General features: G+C 31.7%; 12 protein-coding genes. 1 reads left to right on the plus strand and 11 read right to left on the minus strand.

Going from position 1 to position 18,725, the window contains the following annotated elements; translation table 11 throughout:
* The first annotated feature begins 117 nt into the window (after positions 1-117).
* Positions 118-963: an AraC family transcriptional regulator gene (locus tag CW731_RS06430; RefSeq protein ID WP_100945943.1), complete on the plus strand. Its 846-nt coding sequence runs from the start codon at positions 118-120 to the stop codon at positions 961-963.
* 166 nt (positions 964-1,129) lie between these two features.
* Here CW731_RS06430 and CW731_RS06435 read toward each other — a convergent pair whose 3' ends face one another.
* The 11 genes from CW731_RS06435 to CW731_RS06485 all read right to left on the minus strand — a co-directional run bounded on the left by CW731_RS06435 (position 1,130) and on the right by CW731_RS06485 (position 18,723).
* Positions 1,130-1,543, minus strand: a complete 414-nt coding sequence (locus CW731_RS06435) for a heavy-metal-associated domain-containing protein (protein WP_100945944.1) — start codon at positions 1,541-1,543, stop codon at positions 1,130-1,132.
* A 21-nt stretch (positions 1,544-1,564) separates the two neighbouring features.
* Positions 1,565-3,331 (minus strand): efflux RND transporter periplasmic adaptor subunit, encoded by a 1,767-nt coding sequence (locus CW731_RS06440; RefSeq protein ID WP_100945945.1) that lies wholly within the window; start codon positions 3,329-3,331, stop codon positions 1,565-1,567.
* A 4-nt stretch (positions 3,332-3,335) separates the two neighbouring features.
* Positions 3,336-5,834 (minus strand): heavy metal translocating P-type ATPase, encoded by a 2,499-nt coding sequence (locus tag CW731_RS06445; protein WP_100945946.1) that lies wholly within the window; start codon positions 5,832-5,834, stop codon positions 3,336-3,338.
* A gap of 73 nt (positions 5,835-5,907) precedes the next feature.
* Positions 5,908-6,465, minus strand: a complete 558-nt coding sequence (locus tag CW731_RS06450) for an AraC family transcriptional regulator (protein WP_100945947.1) — start codon at positions 6,463-6,465, stop codon at positions 5,908-5,910.
* A gap of 1 nt (position 6,466) precedes the next feature.
* Positions 6,467-7,702 carry a TolC family protein gene (locus CW731_RS06455; protein ID WP_100945948.1) on the minus strand — a complete coding sequence of 412 codons (1,236 nt, stop codon included), beginning with the start codon at positions 7,700-7,702 and terminating at the stop codon, positions 6,467-6,469.
* Positions 7,702-11,439 carry an efflux RND transporter permease subunit gene (locus CW731_RS06460; protein ID WP_100945949.1) on the minus strand — a complete coding sequence of 1,246 codons (3,738 nt, stop codon included), beginning with the start codon at positions 11,437-11,439 and terminating at the stop codon, positions 7,702-7,704. Before CW731_RS06460 ends, CW731_RS06455 begins: the two co-directional genes overlap by 1 nt.
* 110 nt (positions 11,440-11,549) lie before the next feature.
* The gene (locus CW731_RS06465) at positions 11,550-11,963 is read right to left on the minus strand and encodes a hypothetical protein (RefSeq protein ID WP_100945950.1); all 414 of its coding nucleotides are present in this window, start codon (positions 11,961-11,963) and stop codon (positions 11,550-11,552) included.
* A gap of 271 nt (positions 11,964-12,234) precedes the next feature.
* Positions 12,235-12,876: a hypothetical protein gene (locus CW731_RS06470; protein ID WP_100945951.1), complete on the minus strand. Its 642-nt coding sequence runs from the start codon at positions 12,874-12,876 to the stop codon at positions 12,235-12,237.
* Between the two features lie 91 nt (positions 12,877-12,967).
* Positions 12,968-14,017 (minus strand): hypothetical protein, encoded by a 1,050-nt coding sequence (locus CW731_RS06475; RefSeq protein WP_100945952.1) that lies wholly within the window; start codon positions 14,015-14,017, stop codon positions 12,968-12,970.
* 84 nt (positions 14,018-14,101) lie between these two features.
* The gene (locus tag CW731_RS06480; RefSeq protein ID WP_100945953.1) at positions 14,102-15,418 is read right to left on the minus strand and encodes a RagB/SusD family nutrient uptake outer membrane protein; all 1,317 of its coding nucleotides are present in this window, start codon (positions 15,416-15,418) and stop codon (positions 14,102-14,104) included.
* An 11-nt stretch (positions 15,419-15,429) separates the two neighbouring features.
* A complete protein-coding gene (locus CW731_RS06485) occupies positions 15,430-18,723 on the minus strand; it encodes a SusC/RagA family TonB-linked outer membrane protein (RefSeq protein ID WP_100945954.1) in 3,294 nt (1,097 codons plus the stop codon).
* Positions 18,724-18,725 lie beyond the last annotated feature (2 nt).

Below are 18,725 nucleotides of genomic sequence, written 5' to 3' on the forward strand. Positions count from 1 at the left end.
AAATTAAGACGAAAGGGAACATTTTTATTAATCTTGTTTTATCCAATACTAATACTTTATTATCCGTATTTACATTATAATTATTTATTAAGGATATTTTTTACCTATTTTTATGAAATGAAAGTTTTACCTTTTCAAATACCGAAGCAAAAAGATGATGCGCTTATTTTTCAAGAAGACCTTGTATTTTCTTTTTATGACAAGTTGCATCAGCATGAAGAGATACAAATCTGTTTTATAAAAAAAGGGACAGGCACTTTAATTGTTGGTGACACAATTAACGATTTTAAAGAAAATGACGCACTAATTATTGGTAGCAATGTGCCTCATGTTTTTAGAAGCGATTCTAAAATAGATGAAAAATCTCATATGATTACATTATTTTTCACAAAAGATTCTTTTGGTAATGATTTTTTTAATCTGAAAGAACTTAACATTTTTAATGATTTTTTTACGCAAGCTAAACATGGTTTTAGAACAACTTCTAATCATAAGAAAATAAAAAAACAGTTTTTAAAACTGAAAAACAGCTCTAAATTAGATCGGTTTATCATTCTTTTAAAACTGATAAAACACATTTCTAAATCTAATTTCGAGAGTTTATCTTCTTTTATTTATGAGAAAAAATATACGGCAATAGAAGGAAAGAGAATGCGAGATGTTTTTGAATATACCATGAAGAATTATACAAAAGGCATTACTTTAGATGACATTTCTGAAGTTGCTGCTTTAACTAAAAATGCTTTTTGTAAATACTTTAAAAAAAGAACAAACAAGAGTTATTTTAGATTTTTAAACGAATTAAAAATAGAGCATTCTTGCAAATTAATTTCTTCTAAAACGGATTTAACACTTGCTGAAATTGCTTTTAAATCTGGCTTTAAAAACATATCTAATTTTAATAGACAATTTAAAGTAGTAAAAAATATGAGTCCGTCTAATTATAGAAAATTAAAAGAATAATAAGCGTTCAATTATTATAAAAACCTCTTAGTTAATTATGATAATATTTTCGAAAATGAAGAGTTTAAAAGTATAAATAACTTTTTTTTTGATTTCTATAAAATTTAAAAGAGCCCTTAAAAAAGGACTCTTATAATATACTAAAATAAGGTTTAAGAGCAAATCCCTATTCCATTTCATCAGATAAATTCATTGCCATTTCATGGTCGTATTTACAACAACCTGGTAACCCTTTGTAAGCTTCTTCGTTTCCAGATACTTTATCTGTATCATAACCAGACGCTGCTATTGCTTTATGTATATTCATTTCAGCCGTTTTGGTATCATCAAAAGAAACATCAATTTTCTTTTTATCTACGTCCCAAGTTGCACTTGTTACACCTTCTAAGTTGTTTACTGCTTTTTCAATCGTGCTTTTACACATACCACAATTTCCTCTTACTCCAAAAGAAACATCTGTTGTTGCCATTGCTTTAGAAACTTCTATTGTTTCTTTTTTTGTTTCTTTTTTCGCATCGTTTTTACAACTTGTAAACACCATAGCTGCTATTACAGCAACACTTAAAATTACTTTTTTCATTCTTTTAAAGTTTAATTGTTATTATTCTATTACTTGCTTTACTTCTCCGCAGGTTAGCATTGCTTCCCCAAAATACGGATTGATTACTTTTTCTTCTCTACTTAACCAATATGCACCTTTATTATTATCTGCCATTGGACAAAATTGATGATACACCTTTTCATTGATTCCAAATACTTCAATCGCGTTGGCTAGATATGCAGAAAGATTTTTAAAATCTCTTCTTTGTTCTGTAATTTTAGAGGTATTTAAAATTGAATTCGCCGCTACTTTTAATTCTTTTTCTAAAGACATCCAATGGTTATGAACTTCTTTGTCTTTAAATAACTTCATATCTACTTTAGACAAATTATCTAAGACCTTTTCTACTGTTATCTTTACGTTTTTTGAATCCTCTTTTACCAAAGCATCTTTCAATTTAAGATACTCATTAAAAACTAATTTTAATTGACTTTGAAAATCTTTAGATGCTTTCACTCTTTCATTTATATTCGAATGAATTTTATTTTTTGTTGAATTTATGTTTTCAATACCAAGATGCTCTTCGTGACCTGTTTTTGTTTTACCTCCAGATGCATTCATCATCGATTTTTTACCTTGTAATTGCGCTGCAGCATCTACCGTAAAGGTACCGTTTGTTACTATTTCATCTCCATTATTTAGTCCTTCTAAAACCTGATAATTAGCACCAACCCTATTTCCTAGTATAATTTTACGCATCTCAAAAATAGGTTCATTTTTATTTGCTTTCAAATAGACAACAGAACGTTTTCCTGTCCATAAAACAGCCGTTGAAGGGATTGTTACTACCGCTTCCTTACTTGAAGTAATGCCTTTTATTTTTCCTTCAACAAACATTCCTGGTTTAAAAAAATTATCTTTATTATTTAAGACTGCTCTTAACTGTACCGTTCTCGTTTTAGTGTCTAAGACAGGATCAATAAAATCTACAATAGCCTTCAATTCTTTGTTAGAATTTGTGGTTATTAAAATAGCTTGCCCTTTTTTGAATTGATTGATTTGATTTTCATACACATCAAAATTAGCCCAAACAGTTGAAAGATTTGTTATTTTAAGTAAAGGTTGCCCTTGTTTAATATAATCTCCTTCTGCAACTAATTTTTCTGAAACGGTACCAGAAACGGTTGCATACACAGGAATATTTTCCTTCACCTTACCTGAAGTTTCTATCTGATTAATTTGCTTTTCAGAGAGTTTCCATATTTTTAATTTATTACGTACCGCATTGTATAATTCTGATTGCGTTTCTTTTAAAGATCTGGCAGTAATTAACTCTTGTTGTGCAGCATATAATTCTGGTGAATAAATACTTGCCAATAATTGACCTTTTCTTATTTTTTCACCTGTAAAACTAATATTCAATCTTTCTATTCTTCCCGAAAAATAACTTACCTGAACAGTATTTGCTTCTTCATTTTCTACAATTTTACCAGATAGTTTAGTGGCATTATTTGCCATTTGAGCTTCTCCAACAGTAGATGTTAAAATGTTAGCCAATGCCATTGCATTTTTAGTTAACTTAAATTGATCTGCCATTAAGCCTTCTGCACTAATTTCTGCAGGAATTAAATCCATTCCGCAAATAGGACAATCGCCAGCTTCTGGCTGCATAATCTGTGGGTGCATAGAGCAGGTCCACATTTGGCTTTTTTCAGCTGTTTCTATATGATTGTGCGTTGTTTCAGTTGTTGATGCGCCTCCAAAAAGTAGCCAACCTAAAAGTAGACCAGCTAATAATATTCCGATATAAATTATATATTTTTTCATTTTACTATATTTTAATATTTCTTAACCTCAATGCATTTACAATAACAGAAACAGAACTGAAACTCATTGCCAATGCAGCAATCATTGGAGATAATAAAATTCCGAAAAAAGGAAATAACAAACCTGCTGCTACTGGAATACCTAAGGTGTTATAAATAAGTGCAAAAAATAGATTCTGCTTGATGTTTTTCATGACTGCATGACTCAAGTTTTTTGCTTTCACAATGCCATGTAAATCGCCTTTTACCAAGGTGATCATCGCACTTTCAATAGCCACATCTGTTCCTGTTCCCATTGCAATACCAACATCACTTTTAGCTAGTGCAGGTGCATCATTAATTCCGTCTCCAGCCATAGCAACCACTTTGCCCTCTTTTTGCAGTCTTTCTACTTCTTTCATTTTATCTTCTGGCAACATACTTGCTTTAAAATCGGCAAGATTTAATTCTAAAGCCACCGCTTTTGCTGTATCATGATTATCTCCTGTAAGCATGATTACTGCAATACCTCTGTCTTGAAGTTCTTTAATAGCTTTTGCACTGGTTTCTTTTATTTTATCACTAATAACTACATAACCAACAACTATTTTTTCAACCGATATATAAGAAACTGTTTTTCCTTGTTTTTGATAAGTTTTGGCTTCCTCTTGCATTTTCGAAGTAATTTCTGCATTTGCATATTCCATCATTTTAGGATTTCCCAAGGCTACTTTTTTATCATTAATAGCAGCTTCAACACCTTTTCCTGTAACTGCACTAAATCCGTCTGATTTTAATACTGCTACATTTTGTTCTTTCCCATATTTAACGGTTGCTTCTGCTAACGGATGTTCACTATTGCTATTTAATGAAACAATATATTGCAATACTTTGCTTTCACTAAAATCATCATTAAAAGAACCTATTTTTTCAACCGTCGGTTTTCCTTCGGTAATCGTTCCTGTTTTATCAATTATAAGTGTATCTACCTCGTCCATTTTTTCAAGTGCTTCTGCATTTTTAATTAACACACCATTTTGAGCACCTTTACCAACACCAACCATTACAGACATTGGTGTTGCTAGCCCTAAAGCACATGGACACGCAATTATTAACACCGCAATTGCATTTACAAATGCATACACATATACGGGTTCTGGTCCCCAAAACACCCAAATAGCAAAGGTTATCAATGCTATTAAAACAACTATTGGCACAAAATAACCAGAAACCTTATCTGCTAATTTTTGAATTGGAGCACGACTTCGACTTGCATCGTTCACCATTTTAATAATTTGAGAAAGTAACGTATCTGAACCTACCTTCTCTGCTTTCATTAAAAAAGATTGGTTGCCATTAATTGTACCGCCATTTACTTTATCGTCTTTAGCTTTATTTACAGGAATCGGTTCTCCTGTGATCATAGATTCATCAATAGTAGTAGCTCCTTCTGTAATTACACCGTCTACAGGAATTTTATCACCTGGTTTAACTCTTAAAATATCATGCAAGACTATTTTGTCGATAGATACTTCCACTTCCTCTCCAGCTACAATTTTTATAGCTTTATTAGGTGCTAACTTCAACAACTCTTTTACTGCTGAATTGGTTTTGCTATGTGCACGAGACTCTAAAAGCTGCCCTAAAAGTACTAATGTTAGTATAACCGTTGTTGCTTCAAAATATACATGTACTGCACCAGATGCTGTTTTAAATTGATTAGGAAAAATGTCTGGGAAAAACATGCCAAATACACTAAATAACCAAGCAACACCAGCTCCAATACCAACAAGTGTAAACATATTTAGATTCCATGTTTTTATACTTTTATAGGCGCGTTCAAAAAACATCCACGTAGCAAAGAACACAACTGGAATGGACAATCCAAATTGAATCCAATTCCACAGTTTTTGTTCCATAACATCATATAACGGATTGTTAGAAAGCATTTCACTCATTGCAATCAAGAAAATTGGTAATGTAAATACAACTGCAATCTTAAACTTTTTTACTAATTTTTTATACGTTTTTTCTTCGGACGAAAGGTCTGGTTGTAATGGCACTAAATCCATTCCGCAAATCGGACAATCACCAGCTTCATCTTTAATAATTTCTGAATGCATCGGACAGGTCCATTGTTCTGAATTAGTAACAGATAAGTTTTGTTCTTCCACTAAATCCATTCCGCAAACAGGACAATCACCTGCTTTGTCATAGGTTTTTTCGCCTTCACAATGCATCGGGCAATAAAATGTACCCGTTCCTTTTCCTTTAGGAAGTTCTTCTTTTACTTCTTTAGTATGATGATGTTCTCCTGGTTTATGAATACTATATCGGCCACCATCATTTTTTAAAGCTTCTTGAAAGGCTTCTATCTTAATATCTGCTTCCATCTCTATAGTTGCCGCTGCTTTCTCTAAATTAACGGTAGCTTTTAAAACTCCTGCTACTTTTGAAAGTGTTTCTTCAACGTGACTCCGACAACCGTTGCAAGTCATTCCGTGTATGTGGTATGTATGTTTCATTATTTCTATTTTGAATTAAAGAACTAATTTATAATGTTTTGATAAGAAACATTTTTCTAATTCTAATTTATTTTTATACAATTTGGTCTAAACCTTTTCTATCCCAATTTTGTAATTTTCTATATTCTGACATTGACATTCCTGTTACAGACTTAAACTGCTTCGCTAAGTGACTGCTATTGTTATAATTAAAACTATAGGCTATTTCAGAAAAGTTTAATTGATTCAATTGTATTTGCTCTTTTACTTTTTCAATTTTTAAATTGATTAAATATTTCTCAAGTGTAATTCCCTCAGATTTGCTAAAAACCTTGCTTATCAAAGAATATGTTTTTCCTAATTCCTGCGCTACTTCTGAAAGAATTTTGTCTGTATCATTTTTAGTTATTCGCTTAATCATACTAATCTTAATTTTTTCAATCAGAATACCAGAAGTATCTTTTATAAGTTCAAATCCTTTTTCATTTAAGATCTTTTCCAGTTTTGCCTCATCTATACCTTCGTAATTTTTTATAACTACTTTCCCCAATTCTAAAGATTCGATTTCCATACCTTCATCATTCAAAAGCTTTGCAATAGTTGTTTTGCATCGATCACAAACCATATTTTTTATTAACAATGTTTGCTTCATTTTATTGAGTTAAATAATTAATAATTGTCGCTTGCAGATAATAAGATTTCACTGACTCAATTAAATTCATTTGAAACTTTAATTGCAACTCTTGAATATCTAAAACGTCATTAAAATCAATACTACCTGTTTCGTAGCTTCTTATTAAAATCTCTTCTGCATTTTTTGCCTGTTTTAGGTTTTTATGCTGCGTCTTAAATTTTATACGTGCTTGATTTCTTTGTGATATCGTTTTAGCCAACTCTGACTTTAAAACATTCAAACGTACATTTTTTTGCAACTGAATTTCTTGTTGACGCATTTTATTTTGCTTCGAAATAGACTTGTAGCGATTGTTAAAAAGGGGAATTGTAACTGAAACCATAGGCATAATAATATCCTTACCATTATCTACAACATTCATATCTGTTCTTTCTGAAACAGAAATATAATCTAATCCAAAACCTAGTGTTGGTTTAGCTTCACGTAAATTAAGTGCTTCCGATTGTGTTACAGATTCATAGAGTTTATCGTATTTTAACAATTCTGGATTTAGGGTAAGTGCATCAAACGAAAACTGAATATCTTTAATAGGTATCTCCAAATCATCAATAACCGTTACACTCTTATCATAATTACGATTTAACAAACTATTTATAGCGGCTTCAAATCCTTTAGATTGTTGCCTAAGTACTTCTTTTTCCTGCTGCAATTCATTCTGTCTAATCTGTAATCTTAATACATCAACCGCAGATGCTTTACCAACCTCTACGGAAGTAAGAGCAAGGCGTTCATAGGTTTTTAATAATTTGATATTCTCATCAAGTACAAGTTGTTTTGCTCTTATTTCATAGAGCTGATAGTAAAATTGTGAAACCGAAAGTATCAATTTTCGTTTTGCAATCGTAATTTCTACATAATCCGCTTCTGCCATAGAAGCCGCGTAATTTTCTCTTGCAGTAATGGTACCAAACCAAGGCAACATTTGTTTTACCGAAAACCGAGCCCGTTGCGCTCCTGTTCTTGTTTCTGGTTCACTCACAAAATAACCAACACCAAATTCTGTATTTGGTATGGTATTTACTTCATTCACTTTTTCTGAAGCAATACGATATTGCAATTCAATTTTTTGAATTTCCGGACTATTTGTCAATGCTTCAGAAATAAGTGTTTCTAATTGTTGCGCATTTCCTTCTAGGTAAAAAAACAAACAACAAAGAATTAAGACTGCTTTAATATTTAATTTTATCGTTTTCATTAAGATGCTTTTTTAAGTTGATATTCTTTTTTCCAACTATACAATACAGGCACAATAAATAAAGTTATTAATGCGATTAACATGCCGCCAAAACTTGGTATTGCCATAGGAATCATGATATCACTTCCTCGACCTGTAGATGTTAAAACAGGTAATAATGCCAAAATTGTTGTGGCAGTTGTCATTAAACAAGGACGAATTCGTTTTTCTCCTGCTTCCACAATAGATGCTCTTATTTCCTTTCTGTTTTCTGGTGTATTTTTATCAAAAGTTTGCGTTAAATACGTTGCCATTACAACACCATCATCTGTTGCAATACCAAAAAGTGCTATAAAACCAACCCAGACAGCAACACTTAAATTAATAGGATGCATTTGGAATAAAGCCCGAAGATTTTCTCCAAAGAAATTAAAGTTTAAAAACCAATCTTGTCCATAAAGCCAAATCATTATAAATCCACCTGAAAATGCCACAGCAATTCCTGTAAATACCATTAATGATGTGGTAACTGAACGGAATTGGAAATACAAAATCAAAAAGATAATTGCCAATGCTAAAGGCACCACAACAGACAATGTCTTTTCTGCACGTAATTGGTTCTCATAGGTTCCTGTAAATTTATAATTGATTCCTTTGGGAACTATCAATTCCCCTGAGTCTATTTTTTGTTGGATTAAAGCTTGTGCATTTTCTACAACACCTACTTCTGCAAAGCCATCTAATTTATCAAACAAAACATACCCCACTAAAAAAGTGTCTTCACTTTTAATTACTTGCGGACCTTTCTCATAACGAATCGTTGCCAATTCACTTAAAGGAACAGGACTACCGCTAGAAACAGGAATGTATATTTGTTCTAAGTCAGTTGGGTTTGCTCGTAATTCTCTAGGATAACGAACGCGAACACCATAACGCTCTCTTCCTTCAACAGTCTGAGTTAAAATCATACCACCAACTGCAACTTTTAAAACCTCTTGTACATCTTCTATTGAAATACCATAACGGGCAATTTTTTCTCTATTGATATCAATTAATAAATACGGTTTTCCTACAATTCGATCTGCAAAAACAGCTTCTTTCTTAACCCCTTCTGCTCCTTTTAAAATAGTTTCTAACTGAACTCCAAAAGCCTCAATTTGCTTTAAATCTTGTCCTTTTACTTTAATTCCCATAGGTGCGCGCATTCCTGTTTGCAACATCACCAATCGCGTTTCTATAGGTTGCAATTTAGGCGCAGAAGTAACACCGGGTAATTTGGTAACTCTTACAATCTCATTCCAAATATCATCTGGAGAATTAATTTCTGGTCGCCAATTTCTATAGAATTCGCCATCTTCATCTTCAATTAACTGTTGGTTAGACACATTAAGAACTGTCGAAATAGTTGCAGTTTTGTTCTCTACAATATTCGAATTGATCACTAAATTTTCATTGTGAATTAACCTTCCGTCTTTCAATTCAAACAGGCCATTATCATTTACTTTATAACGTTGGCGCTCTCCGTATTCATTCAACATATATTCTGGTTTATACTGAATAATATTCTCGTACATAGACAAAGGAGCAGGATCTAAAGCAGACTCTGTTCTACCAGCTTTACCAACAACTGTTTTAATTTCAGGAATACTTGCTACCGCCATATCTAATTGCTGTAACACCCGTTTATTTTCGGCTACACCAGCATGTGGCATCGAGGTTGGCATTAATAAAAATGATCCTTCATTTAAAGAAGGCATAAACTCTTTTCCTGTATTTTTCATGATGAAAACACCCGCAATAACAATAGCAGTCGGTATTGATAAAAACAAAATCTTATGATCTAAACACCATCTTAAAATACGTGTGTAATAATTTCTAAAAACAGTAAAAACGCCTAACAATCCGAAACAAATAATGCTTACAAAAATAAGATTCCAAAAGATATTTTTATCGACTCCTAATGGTCGCCAATATTCTGCTAAAAGAAATACAATCGCTAACGAAGAAATTATAATATTAAGTAAGTTTGCACGCTTTTCAGTAATTTTCCCTTGAAGTTTTAAGACACCAGAAATACCAAATGCAATTAGAATGATTCCTAACCAATAACCATAAATAATGGTAACAATTCCCAATACAAGCAAAACTGCATTTATAGCATAATTAAAATTCTTTTTTATTGTTTTCTTTCTGAATAAGAACGCTGCAAATGGTGGTATTAAAAATAAAGCTACAATAATAGAAGCTGTTAAAGCAAAGGTTTTTGTAAAAGCCAAGGGTCTAAATAATTTTCCCTCTGCACCAATCATCGTAAATACCGGAATAAAACTGATAATCGTTGTCATAACTGCGGTTACAATAGCACCAGAAACTTCTGCGGTTGCATTATAAACAACTGTATTTATTGGTAATCTATCTTCATTTTCATCTAAGTGTCTTATAATATTTTCTGAAAGTATGACGCCAACATCTACCATGGTTCCAATAGCAATTGCTATTCCCGAAAGGGCAACAATATTTGCATCAACATTAAAAAATTTCATGGCAATAAACACCATTAACACAGCAACTGGTAACAATCCTGATATTAAAATAGAAGCACGAAGATTAAATATCATGATGATAATCACTAAAATAGTGATTAAAATCTCTAAGGTTAAGGCTTCATTTAGCGTTCCTAATGTTTCTTGAATTAATTCTGATCTATCATAAAAAGGTACAATTGTAACTTGAGAAGTTCGCCCATCTGCTAAAACCTTTGATGGTAAGCCTGCACTTAATTCACTAATTTTTTCTTTCACATTATTGATAACTTCCATTGGGTTTGCTCCATATCTTGCTACCACAACGCCACCAACAACCTCTGCTCCCTCTTTGTCTAGGATGCCTCTTCGTGTTGCAGGTCCTAAAGAAACTTGTCCGATGTCTTTTATTTTTATTGCTGTAAAATCTTCGGAAGTAACTACGGCATTTTCAATGTCAGAAACGGACTTTACATATCCTAAACCACGGACTAGATATTCAGCTTGGTTAATTTCTAATGTTTGTGCACCAATGTCTTTATTGCTCTCTTTAACTGCTTTTACAACCTGACTTAAACTGATGTTGTATTGTCGCATCAATTCTGGATTTACATCTACCTGATATTCTTTTACATACCCGCCAATAGAAGCAACTTCAGAAACACCACTTGCAGAAGACAACGCATATTTTACGTAGTAATCTTGAATGCTGCGTAACTCTTGTAAGTCCCAACCTCCAGTTACATTTCCGTCTGTATCACGACCTTCTAATGTATACCAAAATATTTGTCCTAATCCTGTAGCGTCTGGTCCTAAAGCAGGATTAACATCTTCAGGAAGTAAACCACTTGGTAAAGAATTTAGTTTTTCTAAAATTCGACTACGACTCCAATAAAACTCAATATCTTCTTCAAAAATGATATAAATGCTTGAAAAACCAAACATAGAGGAACTTCTAATTGTTTTAACACCAGGAATTCCTAGTAACGAAGTTGTTAATGGATAAGTAATCTGGTCTTCTATATCTTGTGGCGAACGACCGTCCCATTTTGTAAAGACAATTTGTTGGTTTTCACCAATATCTGGAATGGCATCTACTGCTACAGGGTCGCTAGGTAAGAAGCCTGTATCCCAATTAAAAGGTGCGTTTACAGTTCCCCATCCCACAAAAAGAAGGAGTAATAAAACTGCTACTAGTTTATTTTCTATTAAAAATTTGATGCTTTTATTGAGCATTGGTTTTGATTATTAAACAGTTAAACATTAGTGTTAAAAAAAACACCGAATACAGCGATATATCCTTATGACACTAAAGCCATAGGATAAAATAAACTATTGTTTAAAAATCAAATTAAATACGTCTCGTCAAGCTTGAAGATTTGACTTGTGACGAGTGGTGATTTGTAAGTTGCGTAAGAAGGTAAATCGCTATCTAAATCTTCAAAAAGATTGCTATAAGAATATACAAACGCTGCAATAAATATTTGTTGTTCAAAAGAAATTTTAGCTACTTGAAGTTGTAATTCGTCTTGACCATCAACGACTAATTGTTCTTCATTACAGCAATTATCATTGGTAATAGCACATCCTTCTTTTGAAGGTTTTTCCATTTCCATCCCGCAGCCTTCTGCTTTATGAAACATTGCCGTTTCTACCAAAATGTCTCCACAAAAATGCATACTAAATGTAAATGACATTGTAGAAAATAAGACTACAAAGGCCAATACAATTGATATTATTTTATGTGAAGTTTGTTTCATACTAACTACAAAGGTATAAAAATTTTAACAACTGCTCATTCTACTTAACAGAAGTTTAACCAACTAAAATTCAATATTAGTTTTGGCGGATTTGAGTTCTCTTTAATCTCTTTTAAATAAACTAGTAAAACCTCTACAGAAATCAATCACTATAACCAAAAATAGAACTCATTTATTTCCAACTTCAAGAAAAGATACATGTTCTTATTTTGTTAATCATTTCTGAAGATGATGTTTACCAGAGTTTAAAGTTAGACTATTCCAATTTGCTTTATTCCATTTGCCATATTCTTAGGAAACTTATTTTAAAAGCATCATCATTGCTTTTAGTTATACTATTTTCTATATAAGTATTAATGTAACTAATTCTATCAATTCCGGAAGGATGTGTAAAAGTAGCAGAACCTAGCAAGTTTTGCAAAAAAGAGAAATTAGAGGTTAGTAAAATAAATTCTTTATTAAGTTTAATTTTAATTAAATGAATAGCAATTAAATCTGCTAAATATTCGGCTTTTTTATAATCGTTTGTCACAGTACCTTTAGGGATACTTCCTTGTAAATCAAAAAGCCTTGCTTGTGAAATAGTTACGATATGTGCAACTTCATGCGCTAAAGCAAATAATTGAATTTCTTCTTTTGATAAATTTACCAAACCCTGACTCACTTCTACATAACCAAAAGCTGCACCTGCATTGATACCTAAATCGTTTTTATCAATTTTAAACTGTGTAGGTATTTCTGCATCTGAATATTCTTTAAATAAAGGTAAAACAGATTTATTGTATATTTTTACTATTTCTTCTTCTTTTGTTAATAGAATATCTTCATTTTCAGAATGTATTACTTCGTTTGTAGAATTAGAATTGCAACCTAATATCAAAATAGAAAATAGTAGTATAATAGATTTCTTCATTTTTAAATATGTTATATAAAAACAAACACCCTTATAATTAAGGATGTCTGTTCAATAATAATAATAATAATAATTAAGAAGGGGTATTAAATTAATTAGCCAAATAAGTATATGTTTTATCTACTGTGTTACCACCTTCATAAGAAGTGTAAGAAGCACTTAAAGGATAATTATCTGTGTTGTACACATAAGTAACAGTATCATCTGCCAAAGTACCAGAAATAGGGTTATTTGCATTTACTGATTCAATACCAACATTAATAGCAGCAAAGGCAGCAGGGTACATTCCTTTAAAAGGGTTATTTTTAGTATCGTAAGTAGCTTCAGACGGATTTGTTTGAGCTGTTCCTGTGTTCGTTTTTATTACATTTCCATTAGTATCATACTCAAAGGTTTTAATATCATCTACAACAGCATCTGTTTCTTCATGATTTGTTCTTTCTTCTTTAATTAAGTTTCCAGAAGCATTATATGTATAGATATAAGTATAAACTAACACATCTTCTTCTTTCTTTTCTGCTTTTACAATTTTTCCAGATTCATAAGTATAAGTTGTACTAGCATTAGTGGCTGTTTGTTTTTTCTCTATCACTTGATTTTTATCGTTATAAACCAAATCAACTACTGTAGTAATTGTAGTTCCCCATTCATCTGCTTCTGTAGAAACTGTATTAATAAAATTTGCATCGTTATAAGAATACGTAGTTGTAGATAAACCAAACCAAAGTTGATTTACTGCATATGTCTCTAACTTAGACCCACTACCAATTTCACCACGAGTATTTATAGTAATCGTGTATACTTTAGTTGTTTCTTCATCTTGTGCAGTTACCGTAAAGGTTTTAGATTCTCCATCTACAAATGTAATTTCTGCATTAGAAACTGGAGAAACAGTCGCTTTTTCAGATACTTCAATTGTAGGAACAACTGCTGTTAAATTTGTTCCAAAAGGGACAGTTACAATAATATCGGTTCCTAAATCGTAGGTAATATCTTCGGCGTTAACACCATCAATAGCTACTGTAAAATCTGTTATAGTTGCTAAAGAAGATAGCATAGGTGCATCATCTTCACTTGAACATGAAACAGTGGTAATAACTAAGACTAAAAAAACACTAAGGGTAGAAAAAAATTTCTTCATAATTTAAATATTTAATTGGGTTATTTTATCTTTTTTTTGAATTTGCAACCCATAAGATAACAACAGGGTACAACAGTTTGTTATTTATAGATTGGGGTTATTAATAGTTGCATCATTAGGAAAAGGAATAACATATCTGTCATCATTTTTATCTAAAGTATAGGTTACGCCGTTAAAAGTTTTTACTAATTTAGGTTGCGTTGTTCTTCTTAAATCATTCCATCTATGACCTTCTATAGCAAACTCTCTTCTACGTTCTTCTAAGATTTCTGTTTTTAAGTCATTATTGTTTAATGTATTTACACTTGCTTTATAAGCAGTAAAACCATCGGTTGTGTATCTATTTTCTGCAAATGAGATTAACTTCTCTTTTGCCAAAACGTCTTCATTTAACGCTGCTAAACATTCTGCAATGGTTAAATGTAATTCGGCTGTTCTGTAAGAAACTTTAAACTTATTTTCTGCATTTTTTTTAGAACGAAAACTTCCGTCTGTCTTTTGCTTGAAGTAGAGTGAAAAACGTAAATCTTCCGATTGATTGTAAGCATCAATTAAAGTGTTTGAAATAGTTGTATTGTTCACCATATCAAAAGAAGCAACCGTTTCTAACGCCAAAATAGATTCTACAGAGTTGTATTCTGATGGCATTATAGAACTGTCTACATTTAAATTTTGAATTTTAGCATTCATTGCCAAAGCTTCATTTGCTATATCCATCGCTTTTTGCCATTCTTGTTGGTATAAATAAACCCTAGATTTAAAAGCTTTTACGGCTATCATTGAAAATCTATAGTTATAACCTACCTCTTGTTTTTCAATTTTTATTAAAGATTCTGCTTGTGCTAAATCACTTAAAATTAAAGCATATACCTCTTCAACTGTTTTTACGGGATATTCCTTTTCTGAATCATATTTTAAAGTAATTGGCACACCAGCGTCTGTATTTGCAGTTGTTTTATGATAAGGTTTTGCATATAAATTTATCAACTCAAAATACTGCATTGCTCTTAAAGCATACGCTTCTCCTACTAATTGTTCTTTATCTAATTGATTTCCTTCAATAGTTGCTTCATTATTTATTACGTGATTGGCATAAAAAATAGTATTGTATAAACTTGCATACGGAAAAACACTGGCTAATGGACTTGGGTTTACATCATTCCAAATAAAAAGATCCTCGTAATGTTCTACTCCCAATGCATCTTCACTTAAAGACAACTCATCTGTTCTGTAGGTTGTTAAAACCTTATGCTCTTTAGCTATTGAATATGCAGAAGTTAAAAAACTTCTATATTCTTCTACAGATTTAGGAATTACTTGCCCTACGGGTTCTATATCTAAGTAATCATCACAAGAGATAAAACTTAAAACGATAAAGATGCTATATATTATTTTTTTCATAAATTATTATTTTAGAAAGAAAGATTAAATCCGACTGAAATTATTTTAGGAATTGGTTGTGCGTATAGACTACCATACGTTTCCGGATCGAAAAAACCGTCATAATCAGTTCCGAAAACAAATAAATTACGTCCTTCTATATTAAAGTTTAAACTAGATATATTTAACTTTTCTAATTTGCTTTTAGGAATGGCATAACTAAGTTTTACACTGCTTACACGGATGTAAGAAATATCTTTCACCCAAATATCTAAGTCGTTATACGTTTTCCCATCATCTGAAGAGTTAAACCAAGTGTACACTAAATCGGTATCGAAACCAGGTGATGTTAAGCCAATTAAAGCTGGATAACTACCTGTACCTGCTTTTAAAATATCTGTATTGTAATTATTTCCTGGTTGTGCCAAAGCAAGGTTGTAACTTGGTGCTCCTTTTACGGTTTGTTTAATATTAAAATTAGTTAACACACGTAAATCGAACTGTTTGTATTTAAAACTATTTCTAAAACCTCCGCTAAATTTCGGAGTTCCATCGCCCACATAAGAATATAAGTTTCTATGTTCTTCTCTTGTTAATTGGTTTCCATTTGTGCCTTCTTCTAAATTATAAAAATCTACAGCAGAAACTTTTTTACCTTCTTTCCAAAACAATGGCAATCCGTTGCTATCTAATCCAGCAGTTTTAATTGCAAAAATGGCATTTACACTATATCCTTTTAAAGAAGGTTTAAAATCTTCTTCTCTAATTTCAATATTATCAACAATACTTTTATTATGAGAAATATTGAATCCACTTGTCCATTTAAAATTGGGTGTATCGATATTTGTAGTATTAATAGAAAGTTCAAATCCTTTATTACTTACAGTTGCCCAATTGGTATTAATAAAATTATAACCACTTTCTAAAGGCACAGATCTTAAACCAATTAAATCGGTACTTTTTCTTGCATAATAATCTCCGGATATATAGATTTTATTATTTAACAACCCTATGTCTAAACCAATGTTTGATGATACTGTTTTTTCCCATCTTAAGTCTGCATTAGGCGCATTTAAAGCTCTAATTGTTTCTTCACTAACACCTGGTAAAATAGAAGAGGTATAATATTCTCCAACTACAAAAGGTGATGTTGTTTTGTCTATATTTCCTTGTACTCCGTATGATGCTCTTAGTTTTAAATCGCTTACAAAGTCTAAATTATACATAAAGTCTTCTTTATATACATTCCAAGAACCTGCAAAAGACCAAATAGGTAAGTATCTATATTTAGGATTCACTCCAAATAAGTTAGAGCCATCATATCTTAAACTTGTAAAAGCTGTATATTTTTTATCATACGTGTAAGAAGCTGTTCCGAAAAAAGAAGCATACGCATTTTCACTATATGTTTTTTGATAAGGATCAAACAATGAATTTGTTAATGAACGTTCATCTGTAATAGCGATAGAAGTTAAAGTATTGCTATTATAACCAAAACCTTTGGCATGAATTTGGGTTCTCTTATTTCTTCTAAATTCTGTACCCAACATAACATCTAATTCATGCACATCGTTAAATGAAGTGTTGTAATTCGCTGTCGTTTTCCAGTTGTATTGAAAAACATCTGAATTCCAATTCTGAATAATTCCGCCTTTAGGCATATAATACGAAGTACCTGTAGATGATGCATATTGAGATCTTTGTTCGTATTTACGGGTATAGTAACTTTCTTCTCCACTATATTTTTCTGTCTTATCAAAATCTAATTGTAACCCTAATTGCGTATTAAAATGAATGTCTCCATTTAATTTATAACCTGCATCAAAAATGGCTTTTAATGAACTTGATACTAACTCATAATTGGTGTTTTCTCTTTCTTCTAAAACATTGTAATTTAGATTTAAATCCTCTCTTTCTACCAAATCTGGATCATATACATAATTACCATTTGCATCTTTTACTTTTAAATATGGATTGGCATTTCTTGAATAGTTAGACGGATTTGTATACGCATCTGCACCAGTAATATAAGATGATGTTATCGTTTGACTACCAAATAACGCCACACCTAATTTTAATTTATCGTTTACATTAAAATTATCTTTTAACGTAATATTAAATCGTTTCTGACCTGTACCTTTAGTAGCTCCTGTTTCATCAAAAATTCCTGTAGAAAAATAGTAATCATTATTCTCTGATCCTCCAGAAATACTTACACCGTATTGTTGGTTTACTGCCATTTGATACAGCTCGTCTCCCCAATTGGTATTGGTGTTTTTTAAATTATTGATTTCGTTTTGTGCTGCACTAGACAAACTAGCAAAACCATTATCTCTAAAATTGTTATACTCGCCATAATTATTTAAAATTCTAGCAACTCCTCCTCTATCTTGTTGATATTTTAAATCTGATCTACTTGCCAAAAGTAATTCGAAATCTACTTTTTGAGAAGAATTCATTAAATTTAACTTACTAAAATCTGGTTTTTGAGTTACAAATACATTCGCGTTTACATTGATACGCATTGCACCCTTTTTACCATTTTTACTAGTGATAACAATCACTCCATTTGCTGCTCTTGCTCCATAAATTGAAGTTGCAGAGGCATCTTTTAAAACAGTGATGCTTTCGATATCATCAGGATTTAAACCTGCTATAGGATACGATTGTAAGTTATCTATATTGTCTTTGTCTCTAAAATCTTGAGGAATATCATTTCCGTCTAACGGAATACCATCTAATACCCATAAAGGGTCTGAAGAACCATTTAAAGTTGCAGCTCCTCTTATCGAAATTTTTGAAGGTGCACCTGGAGCACCACTTGTTGGTTGAATAACGACACCCGATAATTGACCAACTAACATTTGATCTACACTAGCAACTCCTGCCTGATTAATATCCTCCATTTCTATCTTCGCATAGGCAGAGGTCATTTTACGTTTTTCAATTTTTTGATACCCAGTTATAATAATCTCTCCTAAGCTTTCTGAACTTTCTCTTAAAGCTACTGATATAGTACCAGTCACTTTAGAAACATCAATTTTTTCAGTTTCATATCCCATATAAGAAACTAGAATAAATTTAATGTCTGCCCCTATTTTTAACGAAAAATTTCCATCGAAATTGGTGGTAGTTCCTAACATTGCTCCTTGGAGAATTCCTTCTGTATTGGTTTCGTTTCCTATAATTGCTGATGACACATAAACCGATGCCCCTACTATTGGCATTTGCAATTCAGCATCAATTACTATTCCTTCTATTACTTTTTCTTGCTGTGCAATAAGTAAACTCGGAATAAAAATTAACAGGTATATTAATTTTCTCATGA

Source organism: Polaribacter sp. ALD11, from assembly GCF_002831685.1.
In the GTDB taxonomy this organism is placed as follows: Bacteria; Bacteroidota; Bacteroidia; order Flavobacteriales; family Flavobacteriaceae; genus Polaribacter.

Coding starts and splice junctions, on each gene's coding strand:
- CW731_RS06485 (WP_100945954.1), bottom strand. CDS start 18,723: ATGAGAAAATTAATATACCTGTTAATTTTTATTCCGAGTTTACTTATT.
- CW731_RS06440 (WP_100945945.1), bottom strand. CDS start 3,331: ATGAAAAAATATATAATTTATATCGGAATATTATTAGCTGGTCTACTT.
- CW731_RS06470 (WP_100945951.1), bottom strand. CDS start 12,876: ATGAAGAAATCTATTATACTACTATTTTCTATTTTGATATTAGGTTGC.
- CW731_RS06445 (WP_100945946.1), bottom strand. CDS start 5,834: ATGAAACATACATACCACATACACGGAATGACTTGCAACGGTTGTCGG.
- CW731_RS06450 (WP_100945947.1), bottom strand. CDS start 6,465: ATGAAGCAAACATTGTTAATAAAAAATATGGTTTGTGATCGATGCAAA.
- CW731_RS06430 (WP_100945943.1), top strand. CDS start 118: ATGAAAGTTTTACCTTTTCAAATACCGAAGCAAAAAGATGATGCGCTT.
- CW731_RS06460 (WP_100945949.1), bottom strand. CDS start 11,439: ATGCTCAATAAAAGCATCAAATTTTTAATAGAAAATAAACTAGTAGCA.
- CW731_RS06455 (WP_100945948.1), bottom strand. CDS start 7,702: ATGAAAACGATAAAATTAAATATTAAAGCAGTCTTAATTCTTTGTTGT.
- CW731_RS06480 (WP_100945953.1), bottom strand. CDS start 15,418: ATGAAAAAAATAATATATAGCATCTTTATCGTTTTAAGTTTTATCTCT.
- CW731_RS06435 (WP_100945944.1), bottom strand. CDS start 1,543: ATGAAAAAAGTAATTTTAAGTGTTGCTGTAATAGCAGCTATGGTGTTT.
- CW731_RS06475 (WP_100945952.1), bottom strand. CDS start 14,017: ATGAAGAAATTTTTTTCTACCCTTAGTGTTTTTTTAGTCTTAGTTATT.
- CW731_RS06465 (WP_100945950.1), bottom strand. CDS start 11,963: ATGAAACAAACTTCACATAAAATAATATCAATTGTATTGGCCTTTGTA.